Origin of the sequence: Achromobacter pulmonis, assembly GCF_002885955.2 — a bacterium.
In the GTDB taxonomy this organism is placed as follows: domain Bacteria; phylum Pseudomonadota; class Gammaproteobacteria; order Burkholderiales; family Burkholderiaceae_B; genus Achromobacter; species Achromobacter pulmonis_A.
Window position 1 is genome coordinate 622,032 of the sequence record NZ_POQS01000004.1, and the last position, 18,411, is coordinate 640,442.

The 18,411-nt window shown below is 68.5% G+C and carries 14 protein-coding genes; 6 read left to right on the plus strand and 8 right to left on the minus strand.

Annotated elements, in window-relative coordinates; all coding sequences use genetic code 11:
• Position 1: 1 nt before the first annotated feature.
• From asnB to coq7, 7 genes are all read right to left on the minus strand, one after another.
• On the minus strand, positions 2 to 1,933 hold the full coding sequence (asnB, locus tag C1I89_RS18085; protein WP_102774011.1) for an asparagine synthase (glutamine-hydrolyzing): 1,932 nt from the start codon (positions 1,931 to 1,933) through the stop codon (positions 2 to 4).
• Between the two features lie 48 nt (positions 1,934 to 1,981).
• Entirely contained in the window at positions 1,982 to 3,124 is a 1,143-nt protein-coding gene (locus tag C1I89_RS18090; protein ID WP_102774012.1) for a glycosyltransferase family 4 protein, read from the minus strand.
• Positions 3,125 to 4,474, minus strand: coding sequence for a murein biosynthesis integral membrane protein MurJ (gene murJ / locus C1I89_RS18095; RefSeq protein WP_102774013.1), 1,350 nt, complete (start codon positions 4,472 to 4,474; stop codon positions 3,125 to 3,127).
• Between the two features lies 1 nt (position 4,475).
• Positions 4,476 to 5,501 (minus strand): SDR family oxidoreductase, encoded by a 1,026-nt coding sequence (locus tag C1I89_RS18100; protein WP_102774014.1) that lies wholly within the window; start codon positions 5,499 to 5,501, stop codon positions 4,476 to 4,478.
• A 9-nt stretch (positions 5,502 to 5,510) separates the two neighbouring features.
• The gene (gene tviB / locus C1I89_RS18105) at positions 5,511 to 6,788 is read right to left on the minus strand and encodes a Vi polysaccharide biosynthesis UDP-N-acetylglucosamine C-6 dehydrogenase TviB (RefSeq protein ID WP_102774015.1); all 1,278 of its coding nucleotides are present in this window, start codon (positions 6,786 to 6,788) and stop codon (positions 5,511 to 5,513) included.
• 97 nt (positions 6,789 to 6,885) lie between these two features.
• Complete coding sequence (locus tag C1I89_RS18110; protein ID WP_043546295.1) at positions 6,886 to 7,992, minus strand: MraY family glycosyltransferase; 1,107 nt, start codon at positions 7,990 to 7,992, stop codon at positions 6,886 to 6,888.
• Positions 7,993 to 8,692: 700 nt separating this feature from the next.
• Positions 8,693 to 9,367: a 2-polyprenyl-3-methyl-6-methoxy-1,4-benzoquinone monooxygenase gene (gene coq7 / locus C1I89_RS18115; protein ID WP_102774016.1), complete on the minus strand. Its 675-nt coding sequence runs from the start codon at positions 9,365 to 9,367 to the stop codon at positions 8,693 to 8,695.
• Positions 9,368 to 9,490: 123 nt separating this feature from the next.
• Here coq7 and C1I89_RS18120 point away from each other — a divergent pair, with 123 nt between their 5' ends.
• The 4 genes from C1I89_RS18120 (at position 9,491) to C1I89_RS18135 (ending at position 13,899) form a co-directional block, all read left to right on the plus strand.
• On the plus strand, positions 9,491 to 9,934 hold the full coding sequence (locus C1I89_RS18120; RefSeq protein ID WP_102774017.1) for an OsmC family protein: 444 nt from the start codon (positions 9,491 to 9,493) through the stop codon (positions 9,932 to 9,934).
• An 87-nt stretch (positions 9,935 to 10,021) separates the two neighbouring features.
• Positions 10,022 to 10,993: a thymidylate synthase gene (locus C1I89_RS18125; RefSeq protein ID WP_102774018.1), complete on the plus strand. Its 972-nt coding sequence runs from the start codon at positions 10,022 to 10,024 to the stop codon at positions 10,991 to 10,993.
• Between the two features lie 310 nt (positions 10,994 to 11,303).
• Complete coding sequence (locus tag C1I89_RS18130) at positions 11,304 to 13,367, plus strand: putative bifunctional diguanylate cyclase/phosphodiesterase (protein ID WP_102774019.1); 2,064 nt, start codon at positions 11,304 to 11,306, stop codon at positions 13,365 to 13,367.
• 43 nt (positions 13,368 to 13,410) lie between these two features.
• Complete coding sequence (locus tag C1I89_RS18135; protein ID WP_102774020.1) at positions 13,411 to 13,899, plus strand: dihydrofolate reductase; 489 nt, start codon at positions 13,411 to 13,413, stop codon at positions 13,897 to 13,899.
• Between the two features lie 2 nt (positions 13,900 to 13,901).
• Here the strand turns inward: C1I89_RS18135 and C1I89_RS18140 are convergent, their stop codons facing one another.
• Positions 13,902 to 15,326 (minus strand): aminotransferase-like domain-containing protein, encoded by a 1,425-nt coding sequence (locus C1I89_RS18140; RefSeq protein WP_102774021.1) that lies wholly within the window; start codon positions 15,324 to 15,326, stop codon positions 13,902 to 13,904.
• A 160-nt stretch (positions 15,327 to 15,486) separates the two neighbouring features.
• Here C1I89_RS18140 and C1I89_RS18145 point away from each other — a divergent pair, with 160 nt between their 5' ends.
• Both C1I89_RS18145 and C1I89_RS18150 read left to right on the plus strand, forming a co-directional pair.
• A complete protein-coding gene (locus C1I89_RS18145; protein WP_168202184.1) occupies positions 15,487 to 16,809 on the plus strand; it encodes an aspartate aminotransferase family protein in 1,323 nt (440 codons plus the stop codon).
• 61 nt (positions 16,810 to 16,870) lie between these two features.
• Positions 16,871 to 18,364, plus strand: a complete 1,494-nt coding sequence (locus C1I89_RS18150) for a CoA-acylating methylmalonate-semialdehyde dehydrogenase (RefSeq protein WP_102774022.1) — start codon at positions 16,871 to 16,873, stop codon at positions 18,362 to 18,364.
• The last annotated feature ends 47 nt before the right edge of the window (positions 18,365 to 18,411 follow it).

Consider the following 18,411-nt stretch of genomic DNA (forward strand, 5'->3'; position numbering starts at 1 on the left):
GTCAAAGACTCCCAACCGATCCTCCCTGGTTCCTGCCGTTGCGATAGCGGTCCAGCCAGGCCTGCATCATCAGCACGCCCCACAGATGGCTGTCCCAGTTGCGATGGCCCGAGGTGTGTTCGCGCCACTTGCGCAGAATGGGCTCGGGCTCGAACCAGCCTTCCTGGCGCAGGCGCGCCGGGTCCAGCAGCGTGTCGGCCCATTCGCGCAAGGGGCCGCGCAGCCACGCGGCCAGCGGCACGGCGAAGCCGCGCTTGGGCCGGTCGACCAGTGCCTGCGGAACGTGGCGGTACAGGACCTGGCGCAGCAGCCATTTGCCGGTGGCGCCGCGCACCTTGTAGCGGTGCGGCAGGCTCCAGGCGAATTCGTAGACGCGATGGTCGATCAGCGGCACGCGCGTCTCCAGGCTGACGGCCATCGCGGCGCGGTCCACCTTGACCAGGATGTCGTCGGGCAGGTAGGTGACCGTGTCCAGCTTCATCATGGATTCGAAGGTCGAGCCCTGCATGGCGCGCGCGAATTCCGACACCGGCTCCACGCCGCCCTTGACCACGCTGGACGGGTCGGCCCAGTACGAAACGAAATGGCGGTAGAACTCGCCGCGCGTGTCGGCGCGCAGCAGCTCGCCCAGCTTGCCGACCTTGCCGCGCCAGGCGCCGCGCCCGGGCAGCAGCGCCGAGGCGCTCAGCAGCGCGCCGGCGGGCTTGCGCAGCACCGCGGGCACGCGCTCGCACTTCTGCCACCAGTTGTTCACGCGGAAATAACGCGAATAGCCGCCGAACAGCTCGTCGCCGCCATCGCCCGACAGCGCCACCGTGACGTGCTGGCGCGCCATGCGCGTGACCAGCGACGTCGGGATCTGCGAGGAATCCGCGAACGGTTCGTCGTACATGTCGGCCAGCGTGGGCACCACGGCCAGCGCGTCTTCCGCCGTCACGTACAGCTCGGTGTGGTCGGTGCCGAGGTGCGCGGCCACGGCCTTGGCGTGCTGCGCCTCGTCGTAGCCTTTCTCATGAAAGCCGATGGCGAAGGTGCGCACCGGCTGCGAGCTCTGCGCCTGCATCAGCGCGACGATGGTGGACGAATCGATGCCGCCCGACAGGAACGCGCCCAGGCTCACGTCAGCCAACATCTGGCCGCCCACCGCCTTGGACAGCACGCCTTCGAGCGCCTGCGCGGCCTGCGCGTCGTTGTCGAACGACAGTGGCGACTGCGCGGCGACGTCGGCCGCCTCGCGCGCCGACCAGTACACGCGCGGCTGCGGCATGCGGCGGCTGCGGGTGTCGTCGGCGGTGAATTCGACCCAGGTGCCCGGCGGCAGCTTGGCGATGCCCTGGAAGATCGATTGCGGCGCCGGGATGTAGTTGTGGCGCATGAACGAGGCCAGGGCATTGCGGTTCAGTTCGCCGCCGAAGCCGGGGATCGGCATCAGGCCCTTGAGTTCGGAGGCGAACACCAGTTCCGCGCCCGAATAGCCGTAGTACAGGGGCTTTTCGCCCATGCGGTCGCGCGCCAGCACCAGCTTGCGCGAGGCGCGGTCCCACAGCGCGATGGCGAACATGCCCACCGCGGCCTGCAAGGTGGCCTCGATGCCCAGCGCGGTGAAGCCCGCCAGCAGGGTCTCGGTGTCGGAATGGCCGCGCCAGGACGGCGCCAGCGCCGATTGCTCCAGCTGCTTGCGGATGTCCAGGTGGTTGTAGATCTCGCCGTTGAACACCATGACGTAGCGGCCGCAGGCCGAGGTCATGGGCTGGTGGCCCGCTTCGGTCAGGTCCAGGATCGCCAGGCGCACGTGCGCCAGCGCCAGCTCGGCCTCGGGATCTTCCCAGAAGCCATTGCTGTCGGGCCCGCGGTGGCGGATGCGGCGGCAGCTTTCCGCCAGCACTTGCGCCTTGTTCCCGATGGGGCCCCAGATACCGACTATTCCACACATGATGTTGTTCTCGTGGTCACCGTAGCAACGGCATGACGCGCCCGGACCCTAGCGGCCCGGCGCGCGCACGCCGTCAAAAAGTTCTTGCCATTTCTGCAGCACGCGCGCGGCCGAAAACCGCTCGCGCACATCGATCGCCGCCTGCGCCATGCGGGCGCGCCCGGCGTCGTCGCGCATGAGCGCGTCCAGCGCCGCCACCAGCGCGGGCACGTCGCCGTTGGGCCGCACCAGCACGCCGTCCACCCCGTCGCGCACGATTTCGCGCGGGCCGGTGTCGCAATCGAAGGCGACGGCGGCCAGGCCGCTGGCCATGGATTCGAGCAGGGTGTTGGACAGGCCCTCGAAGCGCGAGGTCAGCACGTACAGGTCGGCGCTTTCGTACCAGTCGCCCACATTGCCCGCGCGTCCCGGCATGAAGACGCGCTCCTGTAATCCGGCTTCGCGCACCTGCGCCTCCAGCGCGCGCCGCTCGTCGCCCTCGCCCAGGATAACCAGATCCCATCCGGGATGCGAGGACGCCAGCCGGGCATAGGCCTGGATCAGCAGGTCGAAACCCTTGTCGGCATGCAGCCGGCCCACGGCCAGCAGGCGCTTGCGGCCCGCGCCGGCAACCGGCGCCAGCACGGGTTCCGCGCGCGGCAGCGGGAAATGCACCGGATTGGGGATGACGGCCAGCCGGCAGCCCGGCACATACCTGTCCAGCCAGTCCGCGGTGCCGCGGGTCAGCGCCACCACGCGCGCGGCGCGCGGATAGGTCAGGCGCCGCAGGCGCTGCCAGAAGCCCGACAGGGTCTGCGACGGCGGATGCGTGTGCTCGGTCGCGATCACCCGGCACGACAGGCCGGCGCAGGCCAGCACCGACAGCACCGAGGCCGTGGTCATCATGCCCAGCACGATGTCGGGCCGAAACGACCGGACCACGCGGCGCAGCGCGCGCACGCGCTGCACGTTGCTCCAGATCCCACGCAGTCCGCCGCCCTCGCCCGCGGTGTCCAGCACCTCGCGGCGCACCTTGGGATGCAGCGCATAGACGTCGCCCGCGGCGCCGGCCTGGGTCACCACCATGACCTCGCGGCCCATCTCGGCCCAGTGCGCGCTCAGGTCGGCGGCGACCCGCTCGGCCCCGCCGCCGCCCAGCGAATGGATGAACAGCAGGACGCGCAGGGGCCGGCCGGAATCAGTCTCGGACATTCAATCGGCCTCCTTGGTTTCGGCCTTGCGCAGCGCCACCAGCAGGTAGCAGGCGAAGGACAGCAGGTACATGAGGCTGGTGGCCAGCATGATGCCGGCCGCGCCCATGCGGGCCGCCAGCAACGGATTCAGCGCCGCCTTGAGCAGGAAGTTGCCCACGGCGATGGCCGACATGATGCGGTAGCGGTTCTGGCTGGCCAGCAACTGCACCAGGATCAGCACGCCGAAATAGAACGGCAGTTGCAGGAGCCCCCAGCGCAGCACGTGCGCCACGGCCTGGGTGTTCTCGGCCGTGAAGGCGCCGCGCTCGAACAGCACCGACACGCCCCACGGCGCCAGCACCCAGCCCAGCACTACCGCGCCGCCGCCGGCGGCCACCATCAGCACGGACCATTTCAGGGCCATGACGCGCGCGCGGCCGGTATCGCCGCGCGCCTGCACGTCGGCCAGCACGGGCAGCGCCGCGCGTCCCACCGATACCGCGCCTATGCCCAGGAGCAGCGACAGCAGCCGGCTGGCGTAGCCCAGCGTGGCGTTGGCGTTGGCGCCGAGGTTGGCGGCGGCGTACTGGTCCAGCGGGCCGACGAAGCTCATGGCCACCTGGCCGATCAGCATCACGCCGGCCGCGCTCATCAGCTCTGGCCAGTGCGGCGAACGCAGCGACAGGCGCGGCGCGCCCCAGAAACCGCCGTCGGCGCGCGCGGCCAGCCAGGCCAGCCAGACGGTCTGGATGGCGTAGCCCACCAGCGTGCCCCACAGCAGCGGCCCCACGCCGTCGGCGCTGGCCGCCAGCATGACCCAGGCCAGGGTGGCCACGGCAGGCACGCTGTCGAGCAAAGTGTTGACGTGGCGCTCCTGCGCGCGCAGACGGGCGGCGCTGATGCCGGCGACGAGCAGCAGCGCCGCCACCGGGGCGAAGGCCGCCAGCAGCTCGCCGGTCATCTCGCGGACCTGGGCCGACAGGCCCTGGCCCAGCATGCCAAGCACCTGCGGCCAGGCGAACCAGGTCAGCAGCGCCAGCGCCACGCCGGCCGCGGCGACCCAGCCTTGCAGCTCGCCGATGAACAGGCGTCTTTCGGTTTCCTCGGCGCGGCGCAGCCGCACCAGCACCGGGATCAGCACCACCGACAGCACGCCCACGATGGTCACGGGCAGCCAGGTGGCCATCGTCATGGTGAATTGATAGGCGTCCACGGCGTCGCTAACGCCGTAGCGGTACGCCACCGCCATCTCCTTGACGGCGCCGGCGGCCTTGCCCAACAGCAGAAACACCGCCACCCGGAACGCGCCCTTGAATATGCGCAGGTGGTCCGGGTGGATGTTGCCGAGTTTTCTGGCTAGTGCTTTCAAATCAACGCAGGAATTGCGTGTACCAGGGCATGGCCACTTCCAGGCCCTGCAGCACCGTGTGGGTGGGCGCGTAGCCCAGCAGGCGGCCGGCCTTGCTGACGTCGGCCTGCGAATGGCGCACGTCGCCGGCGCGGAAATCCGCATACACCGGCTGCTTGGCGTAGTCCACGCCCTGCTTGCCCAGCGCCTGCGCCAGGAAGCCGAACAGCTGGTTCAGGGTGCTGCGGCCGCTGACGGCCACGTTGTAGACCTGGTTGCGGCCTTCGGCCGGCGCCATCGCAGCCAGGATGTTGGCCTGCACCGCGTTGTCCACGAAGCAGAAGTCGCGGCTGGTCTCGCCGTCGCCGTTGATGGTGACGTCGTCGCCCTTGATCATGGCGGCGGTCCACTTGGGGATCACCGCGGCGTAGGCGCCGTCCGGGTCCTGGCGCTTGCCGAACACGTTGAAGTAGCGCAGGCCCACGCTCTCGAAGCCGTAGGAGCGGGCGAACACGTCGGCGTACAGCTCGTTGACGTACTTGGTCACGGCGTACGGCGACAGCGGATTGCCGATGTTCTCCTCGACCTTGGGCAGCGCGGGATGGTCGCCGTAGGTGGAGCTGGAGGCCGCGTACACGAAGGACTTGACCTCGGCGTCGCGCGCCGCGACCAGCATGTTCAGGAAGCCGCCGATGTTCACCTCGTTGGTGGTGATCGGGTCCTTCAGCGAGCGCGGCACCGAGCCCAGCGCCGCCTGGTGCAGCACGAAGTCCACGCCCTGCGCGGCGCGGCGGCAGGCTTCCAGGTCGCGGATGTCGCCCTCGATGAAGGTGAAGCGCGCCCATTGCTCGGGGCTGACCGAGGCGCGCACCTCGTCCAGGTTGCGCTGGTGGCCGGTGGCGAAGTTGTCCAGGCCGGTCACGGTCTGGTCCAGCTTCAGCAGGGTTTCCAGCAGGTTCGAGCCGATGAAGCCGGCGCAGCCGGTCACCAGCCACTTGCGCGGCGCGGCCGCCAGTTCTTGCTTGATGGTGTCGAAACGGGTGGTCATGGGCAATCCTCAGAGACGCAGGTCGGAGTCGGCGGGCGACAGCACGTACTTCAGGTCGTACAGGATGTGCTGCGGCTTGCCCAGCTTGCGGATGCCCTCGGCGCCCAGCGCCTTGAACTGGTTGTGCGCCACCGCCAGGATCACGGCGTCGTACTTGCCTTGCTCGGGCTGCGCCACCGGCGTCAGGCCATATTCGTGCACCGCCTCTTCGGGGTCGACCCAGGGATCGTAGACGTCCACGTCCACGTTGTAGTCGCCCAGTTCCTTGACGATGTCGACCACGCGGGTGTTGCGCAGGTCGGGGCAGTTTTCCTTGAAGGCCAGGCCCATCACCAGCACGCGCGCGCCCTGCACGTGGATGCGGCGCTTGGTCATGGCCTTGACCAGCTGCGACACCACATAGCTGCCCATCGAGTCGTTCAGGCGGCGGCCCGCCAGGATGATCTCGGGGTGGTAGCCGATGGACTGCGCCTTGTGGGTCAGGTAGTACGGGTCCACGCCGATGCAGTGGCCGCCCACCAGGCCCGGACGGAACGGCAGGAAGTTCCACTTGGTGCCGGCGGCCTGCAGCACGGCCTCGGTGTCGATGCCCATCTTGTTGAAGATCAGGGCCAGCTCGTTGATCAACGCGATGTTCACGTCGCGCTGCGTGTTCTCGATGACCTTGGCGGCCTCGGCCACGCGGATGCTGGAAGCCTTGTGCGTGCCGGCGGTGATGATCTCGCGGTACAGCTGGTCGACCAGCTCGGCCACTTCGGGCGTGGAGCCGGAGGTGACCTTCTTGATCGTGTTGACGCGGTGTTCCTTGTCGCCCGGGTTGATGCGCTCGGGGCTGTAGCCGGCGTAGAAATCGACGTTGAACTTCAGGCCCGAGACGCGCTCCAGCACCGGCACGCAGTCTTCTTCGGTGGCGCCCGGATAGACGGTGGATTCGTAGATGACGATGTCGCCGCGCTTGAGCACCGCGCCGATGGTCTCGCTGGCCTTGACCAGCGGCGTCAGGTCGGGCTGCTTGTATTCGTCGATGGGAGTCGGCACGGTCACGATGAACACGTTGGCCTTGCCCAGTTCCGCGCGGTCGGCGGTATAGCTCAGCTGGGCCGCTTCGGCCAGTTCGGCGTCGCTGACTTCCAGCGTATGGTCGTGGCCGGCCTTCAGCGCGTCGATGCGGCGCGCATTGATATCGAAGCCGATGACCGGGCGCTTCTTGCCGAACTCCACCGCCAGCGGCAGGCCCACATAGCCCAGGCCGACGACCGCGAGCTTCACATCCTGGATTTGCAACATAACTCTCCCTTCACCGTAGAACGATTACGGCATCTTAAATATGGTCGGGTGATAGATAAACCTGGCCCGGCGGCGGCCGCCGCCGGGGCGCTCCACGCTAATCGGTGGTCCGCAGGACCGACGGCAGCAGCAGCCAGCCGGGGCGGCGCCAGGACACGAGGCGCGCGTAGAGCCAGATATAGACGCTGGCGAACACCACCAGGCTGGCGCCGAGCGCCCAGGCGTTGTCCCACCAGATGGTGGCCGGCACCAGGCCGATCAGGGCCAGTACCCACATGTAGGGCGACGCCAGCGCGTTGCACAGCGCCGGCACGGCATGGCGGCGGCCGCGGCTGAACGTCACGCGGACCAGGCGGCGGAACACCAGCTGGTGCAGGTGCAGCGCGTCCGGCTGGTCCACCGGCACGCCGCGCTTGAAGCGGCGGCGCCAGATCGAGAAGCCGGTTTCGAATACGGGGTAGAACAGCACGGCCAGGGCGTAGAACGGCGACACCGAGGGGTTGCGCACCACCAGCAGCACGGCCAGCTCGGCCAGCATGAAGCCCAGGAAGTACGCGCCGCCGTCGCCCAGGAACACGCGCCCGAACGGGAAATTCCAGACCAGGAAGCCCAGCGTGGCCGAAGCCAGGGCCGCGGCCACCAGGAAGATGGGCACGTCGCCGACCTGCAGCGCCACCAGGCTGATGGAAACCGCCATCAGCGTGGCGACCATGCCGGCCAGGCCATTCATGCCGTCGACGATATTCAGCGCATGGGTACAGCCGCCCACCGCGAACATGGTGAACAGCAGCGACACCGGCCAGAACGAGAGCACGTAATCCACCGGGGCCATGCCCACGCGGCTGACGCCGCCCAGCAGCCACCACGCGATCGCGGCCGACAGGAACGCGGCCAGCAGGCGCTTGCTGGCGCCGATGTCCTTGGTGATGTCCTCGAGCAACCCGGCCACGAAAACCGGCAGCGCCGCGACGAACAGCGCGGGCCACAGCCAGGTCAGCGTCATGTTGCTGGGGCCGAGCACCAGCAGTCCGGCCAGCGTGCCGGCCAGCACCGCGAGGCCGCCCACGCGGGGCGTGGCCCGCGAATGGTTGGCCTGAGGCTTGTTGAGGTCGCTGTCGCCAGTAAAAGCGCCATGCCAGCGCTCCGACGCCACGATGAGTCCCCCCACCATGAATGCGACCACGCAAATGTACAGCCAGGTCAAAGCATCACCTTTGGTTGGTCTATCGAGACAGGCCCGCCATTATCGGAGGCAGGTGTAACGCCCATATATGGGAGGAATAAGGAAGTGCAATTCCCCGGCACAGAACGTAACGCCCAGCGCCCGGACGCGCGGAAATACGGATTTCATGCAGATGATTGTAGAACTTTCCGCCCGCGTGTACCCGAAATATCCAAGGGAAAACGCGAAGCCCCGGCGGTTGGGTGAATAAACCGGGGACGGAGCCTGCGCAGGCAAAAAAAAGCCCGAGATCGTGAGATCTCGGGCTAAATCCACCAAAGGAGGAGGGTGGAGGAGACAACCTTGGCATGTTGGGAGCTGGCTTTCCGCTCGCTGCGCTGTCGGGGTTTTGCACCGCGCCGACTGCGTTTCAACATCCGATGTATGAATAGTACCGAAGCTTTTTGTGCGATGCAAGATTTTTTTTGATCTGCCGCCACGAATCTTTTTTTCGTTGCGTTTTTGCCTCATGGCCTCGGCCCTCCCCCTGGAAAGCCGCGCCAGACAATGATCTTACCGGAAAAAGGGTTTTTGCTGAATGGGTAAACCCGTTTCGGATTAACCCTAGATCGCATCGGGTAATCCCGCCCTAGCTTTTGCACCGGAATAGTGCGTCGCGCACTGTTTTATTGCTTTTTTGCGCATCGCAACATTTCGCAGCAGGCGCCGAAGCGCCCTCGCTTCAGATCCAGTAGGCCGTGCTGGTCATCACCTTGGACATGGCTTTCATGGCGGCCCGCGCGGGCAGCGGCAGGGGCACGCCCCCGGCCTGTTCGGCGCTGGCGCGGTGCTGCGCCTCGTCGTCCTTCATCTTCTGGACAATCTGGCGCGAGCGCTCGTCCTGCACCGGCAAGGTGCGCAGATGGCCGTCGAGATGCGCCTCGACCTGTTTCTCGGTCTCGGCCATGAAACCCAGGTTGCGCGGCACGCCGGCATAGCTGGCCAGCACGCCGAGCGCGAACGAGCCGGCGTACCAGAACGGATTGAGCAGGCTGGGACGGCTGCCCAGCTCGGTCAGGCGCTGGTTGCACCAGACCAGGTGGTCCACCTCCTCGGCGGCGGCGTTGAGCAGCAGCTCGCGCGGCGCCGGCTCGCGGCACACCGAGGCCTGGCCGCGGTACAGCGCCTGGGCGCACACCTCGCCCACGTGGTTCACCCGCATCAGCCCGGCCGCATGGCGTTTTTCCTGGACCGACAGGGCCTGCGGCGCTTCCTCGGCGGTGGCGGGATAGGACCGCCCGGCGGTGGCGCTGCCGCTCAGCACCCGCAGCGCGCGGTCGGCTTCGGCCAGGAAGGCGTCCAGCGGGTTGGTGCGGCGCAGGAAGGCAGGGCCGGTTCTGGACAGGGCGGTGGACATAGGCGACTCCTAGGCAAGGCAGGCGCCCCTGCCCCTGATGCGGGGCGGGGCTCTCATGCCTCAAATTGTACGCAACAGGTATCATCGACCATTGACTGCGCTCAAGCTCAAGGACTCGACAACATGGAATGCACGATCGACTGGGGCGGCCCCAACGGCATGCTCTTTACCGCCAGCACCGGCAGCGGCCACGTGGCCGTGATGGACGGCGCGGTGGACGGCGGCGGCCACAACCTGGCGCCCCGCCCGATGGAAATGCTGCTGGCCGGCACCGGCGGCTGCACCGCCTACGACGTGGTGCTGATCCTCAAGCGCGGCCGCCATGCCGTCACCGGCTGCAGCGTCAAGCTGCAGGCCGAGCGCGCCGACGCCGATCCCAAGGTGTTCACGCGCATCCACTTCGCCTTCACGGTCACCGGCCGCAACCTGCCGCGCGCGGCCGTCGAGCGCGCGGTGCAGCTGTCGCACGAGAAATACTGCTCGGCCTCGGCCATGCTGGAAAAAACGGCCGCCCTGACCTTCTCGGTCGACATTGTCGACACCCACGAAGCCCCCGCCGCCGCCTGAACCACGCCCCCGTGGTGTAATCCCGATATTGCCCATCTTCATCCGCGCCGCCGCGATCCGATCGCGGCGGCCAGTCTGCGTCCCGCCATGAAACAATACCTGGACCTCGTTCAAACCATCCTGGACACCGGCGCGTGGCAGGAAAACCGCACCGGAATCCGCACGCTCAGCATGCCGGGCGCCGCGCTGCGCTTCGACCTGCAGCAGGGCTTTCCGGCGGTCACCACCAAGAAACTGGCGTTCAAGTCCGCCATCGGCGAAATGGTGGGCTTCCTGCGCGCCTCGCGCAGCGCCGCCGAATTCCGCGAGCTGGGCTGCAAGGTCTGGGACCAGAACGCCAACGAAAACAGCCAGTGGCTGGCCAACCCGTACCGCGAAGGCCCCGACGACCTGGGCCCGGTGTACGGCGTGCAATGGCGCCAGTGGCCCGCCTACAAGGTGCTGGACGCAGCCCGGGACAGCCAGATCGCCGACGCGCTGGCGCGCGGCTACGCCAAGGTGGCCGACCTGAACGAGGACGGCCGGCCCAAGGTGCTGCTGTACAAGGCGGTGGACCAGCTGCGGCAATGCCTGGACACCATCCACGAGCGCCCGGGCGACCGCCGCATCCTGTTCCACGGCTGGAACTGGGCGCAGATCGAGGAAATGGCGCTGCCGCCCTGCCACCTGCTCTACCAGTTCCTGCCGAACGCGACCACCCGCGAGATCTCGCTGTGCCTGTACATCCGGTCCAACGACGTCGGCCTGGGCACGCCGTTCAACCTGACCGAAGGCGCGGCCCTGCTGCATCTGGTCGGCCGGCTGACCGGCTACACGCCGCGCTGGTTCTCGTACTTCATCGGCGACGCCCACATCTACGAAAACCACCTGCCCATGCTGCGCGAGCAGCTCACGCGCGAGCCTTACGAAGCGCCGCGGCTGGTGCTGTCGGACCGCATCCCCGACTTCGCGGTCACCGGGCGCTACGAACCCGAATGGCTGGAAAAAGTGGAGCCGGGCGACTTTTCCCTGGCCGGCTACCGCCACCATGCTCCCCTGACCGCGGCCATGGCCGTGTAGCCCGTCGCCGCGCCGGGTGCCGGTGAGGATTGGTGAGCATCTGGCAGCGCGATTTCGGTATAACCCAACCCTTGGCCATGGACGCGCGCCAGCGCCCTTGCGCGTCCAACCCTGACCAACCCTGACCCGCCGCCCGGCGGCGCCTGCCGCCGGCCTGGCCCGGCCGTCTTCCCTATCCCGACCTGAGAACACGCGCAGCGCCCGAACGGCAGCCAGGGCCAGCCTGCGATCGAATTGCAACCATTGACTACCAATTGATTTGAGTTGAAGCCCGCGCGGCCGCTGTATGCGCTAAGGACAGGACCCACACATGCTCGTTGGAACGTATAACCCTTCGCTCGTCCTCGTATCCCTGGGAGTCGCCATCCTGGCTTCGTATACGGCGTTGGGAATGGCCAACCGGGTGCGGGCCGCCTGCGGCCAGCCGGCGGCCCGCTACTGGCTGGCGGGCGGGGCCTTCGCGATGGGCGTGGGTATCTGGTCCATGCATTTCATCGGCATGCTGGCGTTCAGCCTGCCGATCCCGATGGGCTACGACCTGCCGCTGACGCTGCTGTCGCTGGCCATCGCGATCGGCTGCTCGGCGTTCGCGCTGCGCACCGTCAGCCGCGACGAGCTGCCCGGCCGCCGGCTGGCGGCCGGCGCGCTGCTGATGGGCGCCGGCATCGCGGCGATGCACTACCTCGGCATGGCCGCGATGCGCATGACGCCGGGCATTATCTACGACGCGAAATGGTTCGCGCTGTCCATCCTGATCGCGGTGGGCGCCTCCGGCGCCGCGCTGTGGATCACGTACCGGCTGCGCCACGGCGGGCCGCGGATGCTGTGGTCGCGCCCGCTGGCGGCCGTGGTCATGGGCATCGCCATCGTGGGCATGCACTACACCGGCATGGCCGCCGCCGGTTTTCCCGAAGGCAGCATCTGCATGGCCGCCAACAGCGGCATCTCGGCCGGCTGGCTGGCCATCGCCGTGACCGCGGTGACCCTGAGCGTGCTGGTCATCGCGCTGCTGGTCGCGGTGCTGGACAACCGGATGGAAGAGCGCACCTCGGCGCTGGCCTCGTCGCTGGCCGAGGCCAACGAGGAACTGGTGCAGCTGGCGCTGCACGACACGCTGACCAAGCTGCCCAACCGCATCCTGCTGGAAGACCGGCTGGAGCAGGCCATGGAAAGCGCCAGCCGGCGCAAGGGCTATTTCGCGGTGCTGTTCTTCGACCTGGACGGCTTCAAGGCGGTCAACGACGCCTATGGCCACCACACGGGCGACGCGCTGCTGATCGACCTGGCCCAGCGCATCCGCCAGACGCTGCGCACGCAGGACACCGTGGCGCGGCTGGGCGGCGACGAATTCATCGTGCTCAGCGAAGTGGTCGAACCCACCGACGCCGCCAACGTGGCCGACCGCCTGATCGACGCCATCGCGCGCCCGGTCACGGTCTACGGGCACGAAGTGCTGGTGACCTCCAGCGTCGGCATCGCCATCTATCCGAACGACGGCGAGGACATCCACGCGCTCCTGACCAACGCCGACGCCGCGATGTACCACGCCAAGCGCCTGGGCGGCACCGGCTACAGCTTCTTCGAGCCGTCCATGAACGCCGACGCCCACCAGCAGATCGAACTGCTGCACGACCTGCGCATGGCCCTGGAGCGCAACCAGTTCGTGCTGCACTATCAGCCCAAGTACCAGGCCCCGTCCGGTCCGCTGGTCGGCGCCGAGGCGCTGCTGCGCTGGAACCACCCCACGCGCGGGCTGGTCGGTCCGGACCAGTTCATCCCCATCGCGGAAAAGACCGGCCTGATCCTGCCCATCGGCGAATGGGTCATCGACGAGGCCTGCCGCCAGATGCGCGCCTGGATCGACGCCGGCCAGCGCCACTGGAGCATCGCCGTCAACATCTCGGCCCTGCAGTTCGCCCATGCCGGCCTGGTCGAGACGGTGCGCGCGGCCCTGCAGCGGCACGGCGTGCCGCCGGCCTGCCTGACGCTGGAAGTGACCGAATCCACCGCCATGCGCGACGCCGAGGCCAGCCTGGCCGTGCTCAAGCGCCTGTCGGCGCTGGGCGTGGCGATTTCCATCGACGATTTCGGCACGGGCTATTCCAGCCTGCTCTACCTGAAGCGCCTGCCGGCGACCGAGCTGAAGATCGACCGCGGCTTCGTCAACCAGCTGGAGAACGACGACGAGGACGCCGCCATCGTGTCGGCCATCGTCGCCCTGGCCCAGCAGCTCAACCTGCGCATCGTGGCCGAGGGCGTGGAAACGGCCGCGCAGCAGAACTTCCTGACCGGGCTGGGCTGCGATTCGCTGCAAGGCTTTCTGCTGGGCAAGCCCATGCCGGCCGAGGATTTCCTGGAGCACGCCGCCGACTAGTGGAATTTGCTACGCTAGGGCATCCATCCGAACCCGTCTTCCCATGTCCGCCAGCCTCACCCTGATCGTCGCCTATTCCACCAATCGCGCCATCGGCCGCGACAACGCCCTGCCCTGGAAACTGCCGGGCGACCTGGCGCACTTCAAGCGCAGCACCCTGGGCCACCCCATCATCATGGGCCGCAAGACCTGGGACTCGCTGGGCCGCCCCCTGCCCGGCCGCAGCAACATCGTGATCAGCCGCAATCCCGACCTGCGCGCCGAGGGCGCCATCGTGGTCGCCACGCTGCAGGCCGCCATCGAAGCCTGCGGCGACGCGGCGCAGGCCTACGTCATCGGCGGCGCCCAGATCTACGCGCAGGCCCTGCCGCTGGCGCAGCGCGTGCTGGCCACCGAAGTCCACGCCCAGGTCGAGGGCGACGCCTTCTTCCCGCTGCTGCCGGCCTTCCAGTGGAAGGAAACCGCGCGCGCCCCGCAGCCGGCCGAAAACGGCTACGAATACGATTTCGTCACGTACGAGCGCGCCGCTTAGGGTCACCCGTCCCACGCCCCCGTATTCCGCATGAACCGCCACAACTCGGGCGCATCCGAATACGCCACGTTGAACCGTATCCACGGGGTATCGGCCTCGTCCACCTCGAAGTAGGACCCCGGCGCCAGCCAGATGCCGTCCTTGAGCGCCAGTTCGGCCAGGCCGCTGGCGCCGCGTTCGCGCCATTGCCCGCCCGGCCGAGCCCACAGGAACAGGCCGCCCTGCGGCCGTCCGTAGACCTCGAAGCCGTGCTGCGCCATCAGCTGCGCCACGCTTGCGTGGGCCTCGGCCAGGCGTTCGCGGGTGCGGGCGATGTGGGCGCGGTAGCGCCCTTCGCGGATGACCTGGTGCACGATGCGCTCCATGATTTCCGGCGAGGTCAGGCCCACCGCCATCTTGGTGCGCGCGATGTCGCGCGCCAGGTCGCGGTGCGCGACCACGTAGCCCACCCGCACCGACGGGCTGATGACCTTGGAATAGCCGCCCAGGTAGACCACCCGGCGCGCCCCGTCCAGCGCGGCCAGCATGGGCGTCACGCCGGGCGCCAGTTCGCGCGAGATGTCGTCCTCGATCACCCATAGCCCGTGGCGCTCGGCCGCCTGCAGGATGCGGAAGGCGTTGGCCATGCCGATGCTGGCGCCCGACGGATTCTGCAGCACGGTATTGATGAACAGCGCGCGCGGCCGGTGGCGCGCCACGGCGGCGTCCAGCGCCTCGCAGTCCAGGCCGTCCAGCGTGCGCGGCACGGCCACCGCGCGCAGCCCCGCCAGCCGCAGCATCTGCAGCAGGTTGGCGTAGGCCGGCTGCTCCACCAGCACGGTGTCGCCCGGACGCAGCAGCGTGCGTATCACCATGTCCAGCCCGTGGGTCACGCCCTGGGTCAGCACCACCTGCGAGGCCTCGACCTCCATGCCCTGCGCGCCCAGGCTGGCGGCGATGGTGTCGCGCAGCGGCGCGTAGCCGTAGGGGTGGCCGTAGTTCGCGATGCGCATGGCCGGCACCCGGCCCATGTGGCGCAGGGCCAGGTGCAGCCCTTCCTCGTTCAGCCATTCGCCGGGCAGCCAGCCGCAGCCGGATTTGATGGGGATGGAGTGGTCGGCGAAGATGTCCGACAGCAGCCAGGCCGCGTTCAGCCGCGGCGGCTCCCATGCCGGGGCCCGGGCCGGACGGGCCGGCGCGTCGGGCGTGGCGACGCGGTAGCCGGCGCCCGGGCGGGCCGCCAGCCAGCCCTGCGACACCAGCCGGCTGTAGGCGCTGGCCACGGTGAACGTGCTGACGCCGTACTGGCGCGCGCACTCGCGCACCGAAGGCAGCGCCATGCCCGGGCGCAGCGTCTGCGCCTCGATGCCTTGCAGGATGGCGGCCGCCAATTGTTCGACCAGGCTCGGGGCCTGGCCGCGGGCGCGGATGGGCTGGAAATCGATCACGGAGATAACTGTACAGTTGTGCCGTTTATAACTATACAGTTAGCGGCAATTGCGCGGATCGTATATTTGCATTCCCCGGCGTACGCACCAGAATCGTCTGCATGCCGCTGGCTGCGCGATCGCCGCGCCGGCCCGGCGTCCACCTATTTCAGGAGCCGCCATGAACGCCCCCGCCCTGCCCGACCTGTCCCATCTCTGGATGCCCTTCACCGCCAACAAACAGTTCAAGGCGCAGCCGCGCCTGCTGGCCAAGGCCAAGGGCATGTACTACACCTCGGCCGACGGGCGCCAGGTGCTGGACGGCACCGCCGGCCTGTGGTGCGTGAACGCCGGCCACGGCCGCGAGGAAATCGTCGCGGCCATCGCCAGCCAGGCGGCCACGATGGACTACGCGCCGGGCTTCCAGCTCGGCCACCCGCTGGCCTTCGAAGCCGCCACCGCCGTCGCCGGCCTGATGCCCGAGGGCCTGGACCGCGTGTTCTTCACCAACTCGGGCTCGGAATCGGTCGACACCTGCCTGAAGATCGCGCTGGCCTACCACCGCGCCCGCGGCGACGGCCAGCGCACCCGTTTGATCGGCCGCGAGCGCGGCTACCACGGCGTGGGCTTCGGCGGCATCTCGGTCGGCGGCATCTCGGCCAACCGCAAGACCTTCTCCGGCGCGCTGCTGCCGGCCGTGGACCACCTGCCCCACACCCACAACCTGGAGCAGAACGCCTACTCCCAGGGCCAGCCCGCCTGGGGCGCCCACCTGGCCGACGAGCTGGAACGCATCATCGCGCTGCACGACGCCTCCACCATCGCCGCCGTGATCGTCGAACCCATGGCAGGCTCGACCGGCGTGCTGATCCCGCCCAAGGGCTACCTGGAAAAGCTGCGCGAAATCACCGCCAAGCACGGCATCCTGCTGATTTTCGACGAGGTCATCACCGCCTACGGCCGCCTGGGCGCGGCCACCGCCTCCGAGTACTTCGGCGTGAAACCCGACCTCATCGCCATGGCCAAGGGCGTGAGCAACGCCTCGGTGCCCGCCGGCGCCGTCGCCGTCAAGCGCGAGGTGCATGACGCCATCGTCAACGGCCCGGCCGGCGGCATCGAGTTCTTCCACGGCTATACGTATTCGGCGCACCCGTTGGCCGCCGCCGCCATCCTGGCCACCCTGGACGTGTACCGCCGCGAGGACCTGTTCGCCCGCGCGCGCAAGCTGTCCGGCGCCTTCCAGGAGGCCGCGCATTCGTTGAAGGGCGCGCCCCACGTGATCGACGTGCGCAACCTGGGCCTGGTGGCCGGCGTCGAGCTGGCGCCGCGCGACGGCGCCCCGGGCGCCCGCGCCGCCGAAGTGTTCCAGCGCTGCTTCGACAGCGGCCTGATGGTGCGCTACACCGGCGACATCATCGCCGTCTCGCCCCCGCTGATCATCGACGAGGCCCAGATCGGCCAGATCTTCGAGCAGATCGGCAAGGTCCTGAAGGAAGTGGCCTAAGCCGCGCGGGGCGGACGGCCGCCCCGCTTTTCATCCGTTTCCCGCCTTGAGCTTTGCACCCATGAAGACGATTCCCCATTTCATCAACGGCCAGCGTTACGACGGCAGCAGCAGCCGCTACGCCGACGGCTTCAACCCCGCCACCGGCGAGGTCACTTCTTCCATCCCGCTGGCCTCCAACGAGGACGTGGCGCTGGCCGTGGCCGCCGCCCGCGCGGCCTTCCCGGCCTGGTCCGAAACCCCGGCGCTCAAGCGCGCCCGCATCCTGTTCAATTTCAAGGCGCTGCTCGACCAGCACCAGGACGAACTGGCCGAACTCATCACGCGCGAGCACGGCAAGGTGTTCTCCGACGCCAAGGGCGAAGTCACCCGCGGCATCGAGATCGTGGAGTTCGCCTGCGGCATTCCGCAGCTGCTCAAGGGCCAGTACACCGACCAGATCGGCGGCGGCATCGACAACTGGAGCATGCGCCAGTCGCTCGGCGTGGTGGCCGGCATCACGCCGTTCAACTTTCCCATGATGGTGCCGTGCTGGATGTTCCCGGTGGCCATCGCCTGCGGCAACACCTTCGTGCTCAAGCCTTCCGAACGCGACCCGTCGGCCTCGCTGCGCCTGGCCGAACTGCTGACCGAGGCCGGCCTGCCTCCCGGCGTGTTCAACGTGGTGCAGGGCGACAAGCAGGCGGTGGACGCGCTCATCGCGCACCCCGACGTCGAGGCCCTGTCCTTCGTCGGCTCCACGCCCATCGCCGAATACATCTACGCCGAAGGCACGCGCCGCGGCAAGCGCGTGCAGGCGCTGGGCGGGGCCAAGAACCACCTCGTGGTCATGCCCGACGCCGACCTCGACCAGGTCACCGACGCGCTGATGGGCGCGGCCTACGGCTCGGCCGGCGAACGCTGCATGGCCATCTCGGTGGCGGTGGCCGTGGGCGACGTGGCCGACGAGCTGGTCGAACGCCTGACGCCGCGCGTCAAGGCGCTGGTGGTCAAGGACGGCATGCAGGCCGACGCCGAAATGGGCCCGCTGGTGACGGCGCAGCACCGCGGCAAGGTGCTGGGCTATATCGAGGACGGCATCGCCGCCGGCGCCGACCTGGTGGTCGACGGCCGCGACCTGAAGGTGGCCGGCAACGAGAAGGGCTTTTTCCTGGGCGGCACGCTGTTCGACAACGTCAAGCCCGCCATGAACATCTACCGCGAAGAGATCTTCGGGCCGGTGCTGTGCATCGTGCGCGTGCCGGACTTCGCCACCGCGGTGGACCTGATCAACGCCCACGAGTTCGGCAACGGCGTGGCCTGCTTCACGTCCGACGGCGGCGTGGCGCGCGCCTTCGCCCGCCAGATCAAGGTCGGCATGGTCGGCATCAACGTGCCGATCCCGGTGCCCATGGCCTGGCATTCCTTCGGCGGCTGGAAGCGCTCGCTGTTCGGCGACCACCACGCCTACGGCGAGGAAGGCATCCGCTTCTATACGCGCTACAAGAGCGTGATGCAGCGCTGGCCGGACAGTATTTCCAAGGGCGCTGAATTCACGATGCCTGTAGCCAAGTGATGGTCCCCCCCGAAGCGCTTACGCGCTTCCCCCCCAGGGGGGCGTCG

What these genes read in the sequence shown, in the direction of transcription:
- asnB (WP_102774011.1), bottom strand. Translation starts at nt 1,933, where the DNA reads ATGTGTGGAATAGTCGGTATCTGGGGCCCCATCGGGAACAAGGCGCAA.
- C1I89_RS18090 (WP_102774012.1), bottom strand. Translation starts at nt 3,124, where the DNA reads ATGTCCGAGACTGATTCCGGCCGGCCCCTGCGCGTCCTGCTGTTCATC.
- C1I89_RS18100 (WP_102774014.1), bottom strand. Translation starts at nt 5,501, where the DNA reads ATGACCACCCGTTTCGACACCATCAAGCAAGAACTGGCGGCCGCGCCG.
- tviB (WP_102774015.1), bottom strand. Translation starts at nt 6,788, where the DNA reads ATGTTGCAAATCCAGGATGTGAAGCTCGCGGTCGTCGGCCTGGGCTAT.
- coq7 (WP_102774016.1), bottom strand. Translation starts at nt 9,367, where the DNA reads ATGTCCACCGCCCTGTCCAGAACCGGCCCTGCCTTCCTGCGCCGCACC.
- C1I89_RS18120 (WP_102774017.1), top strand. Translation starts at nt 9,491, where the DNA reads ATGGAATGCACGATCGACTGGGGCGGCCCCAACGGCATGCTCTTTACC.
- C1I89_RS18125 (WP_102774018.1), top strand. Translation starts at nt 10,022, where the DNA reads ATGAAACAATACCTGGACCTCGTTCAAACCATCCTGGACACCGGCGCG.
- C1I89_RS18130 (WP_102774019.1), top strand. Translation starts at nt 11,304, where the DNA reads ATGCTCGTTGGAACGTATAACCCTTCGCTCGTCCTCGTATCCCTGGGA.
- C1I89_RS18135 (WP_102774020.1), top strand. Translation starts at nt 13,411, where the DNA reads ATGTCCGCCAGCCTCACCCTGATCGTCGCCTATTCCACCAATCGCGCC.
- C1I89_RS18145 (WP_168202184.1), top strand. Translation starts at nt 15,487, where the DNA reads ATGAACGCCCCCGCCCTGCCCGACCTGTCCCATCTCTGGATGCCCTTC.
- C1I89_RS18150 (WP_102774022.1), top strand. Translation starts at nt 16,871, where the DNA reads ATGAAGACGATTCCCCATTTCATCAACGGCCAGCGTTACGACGGCAGC.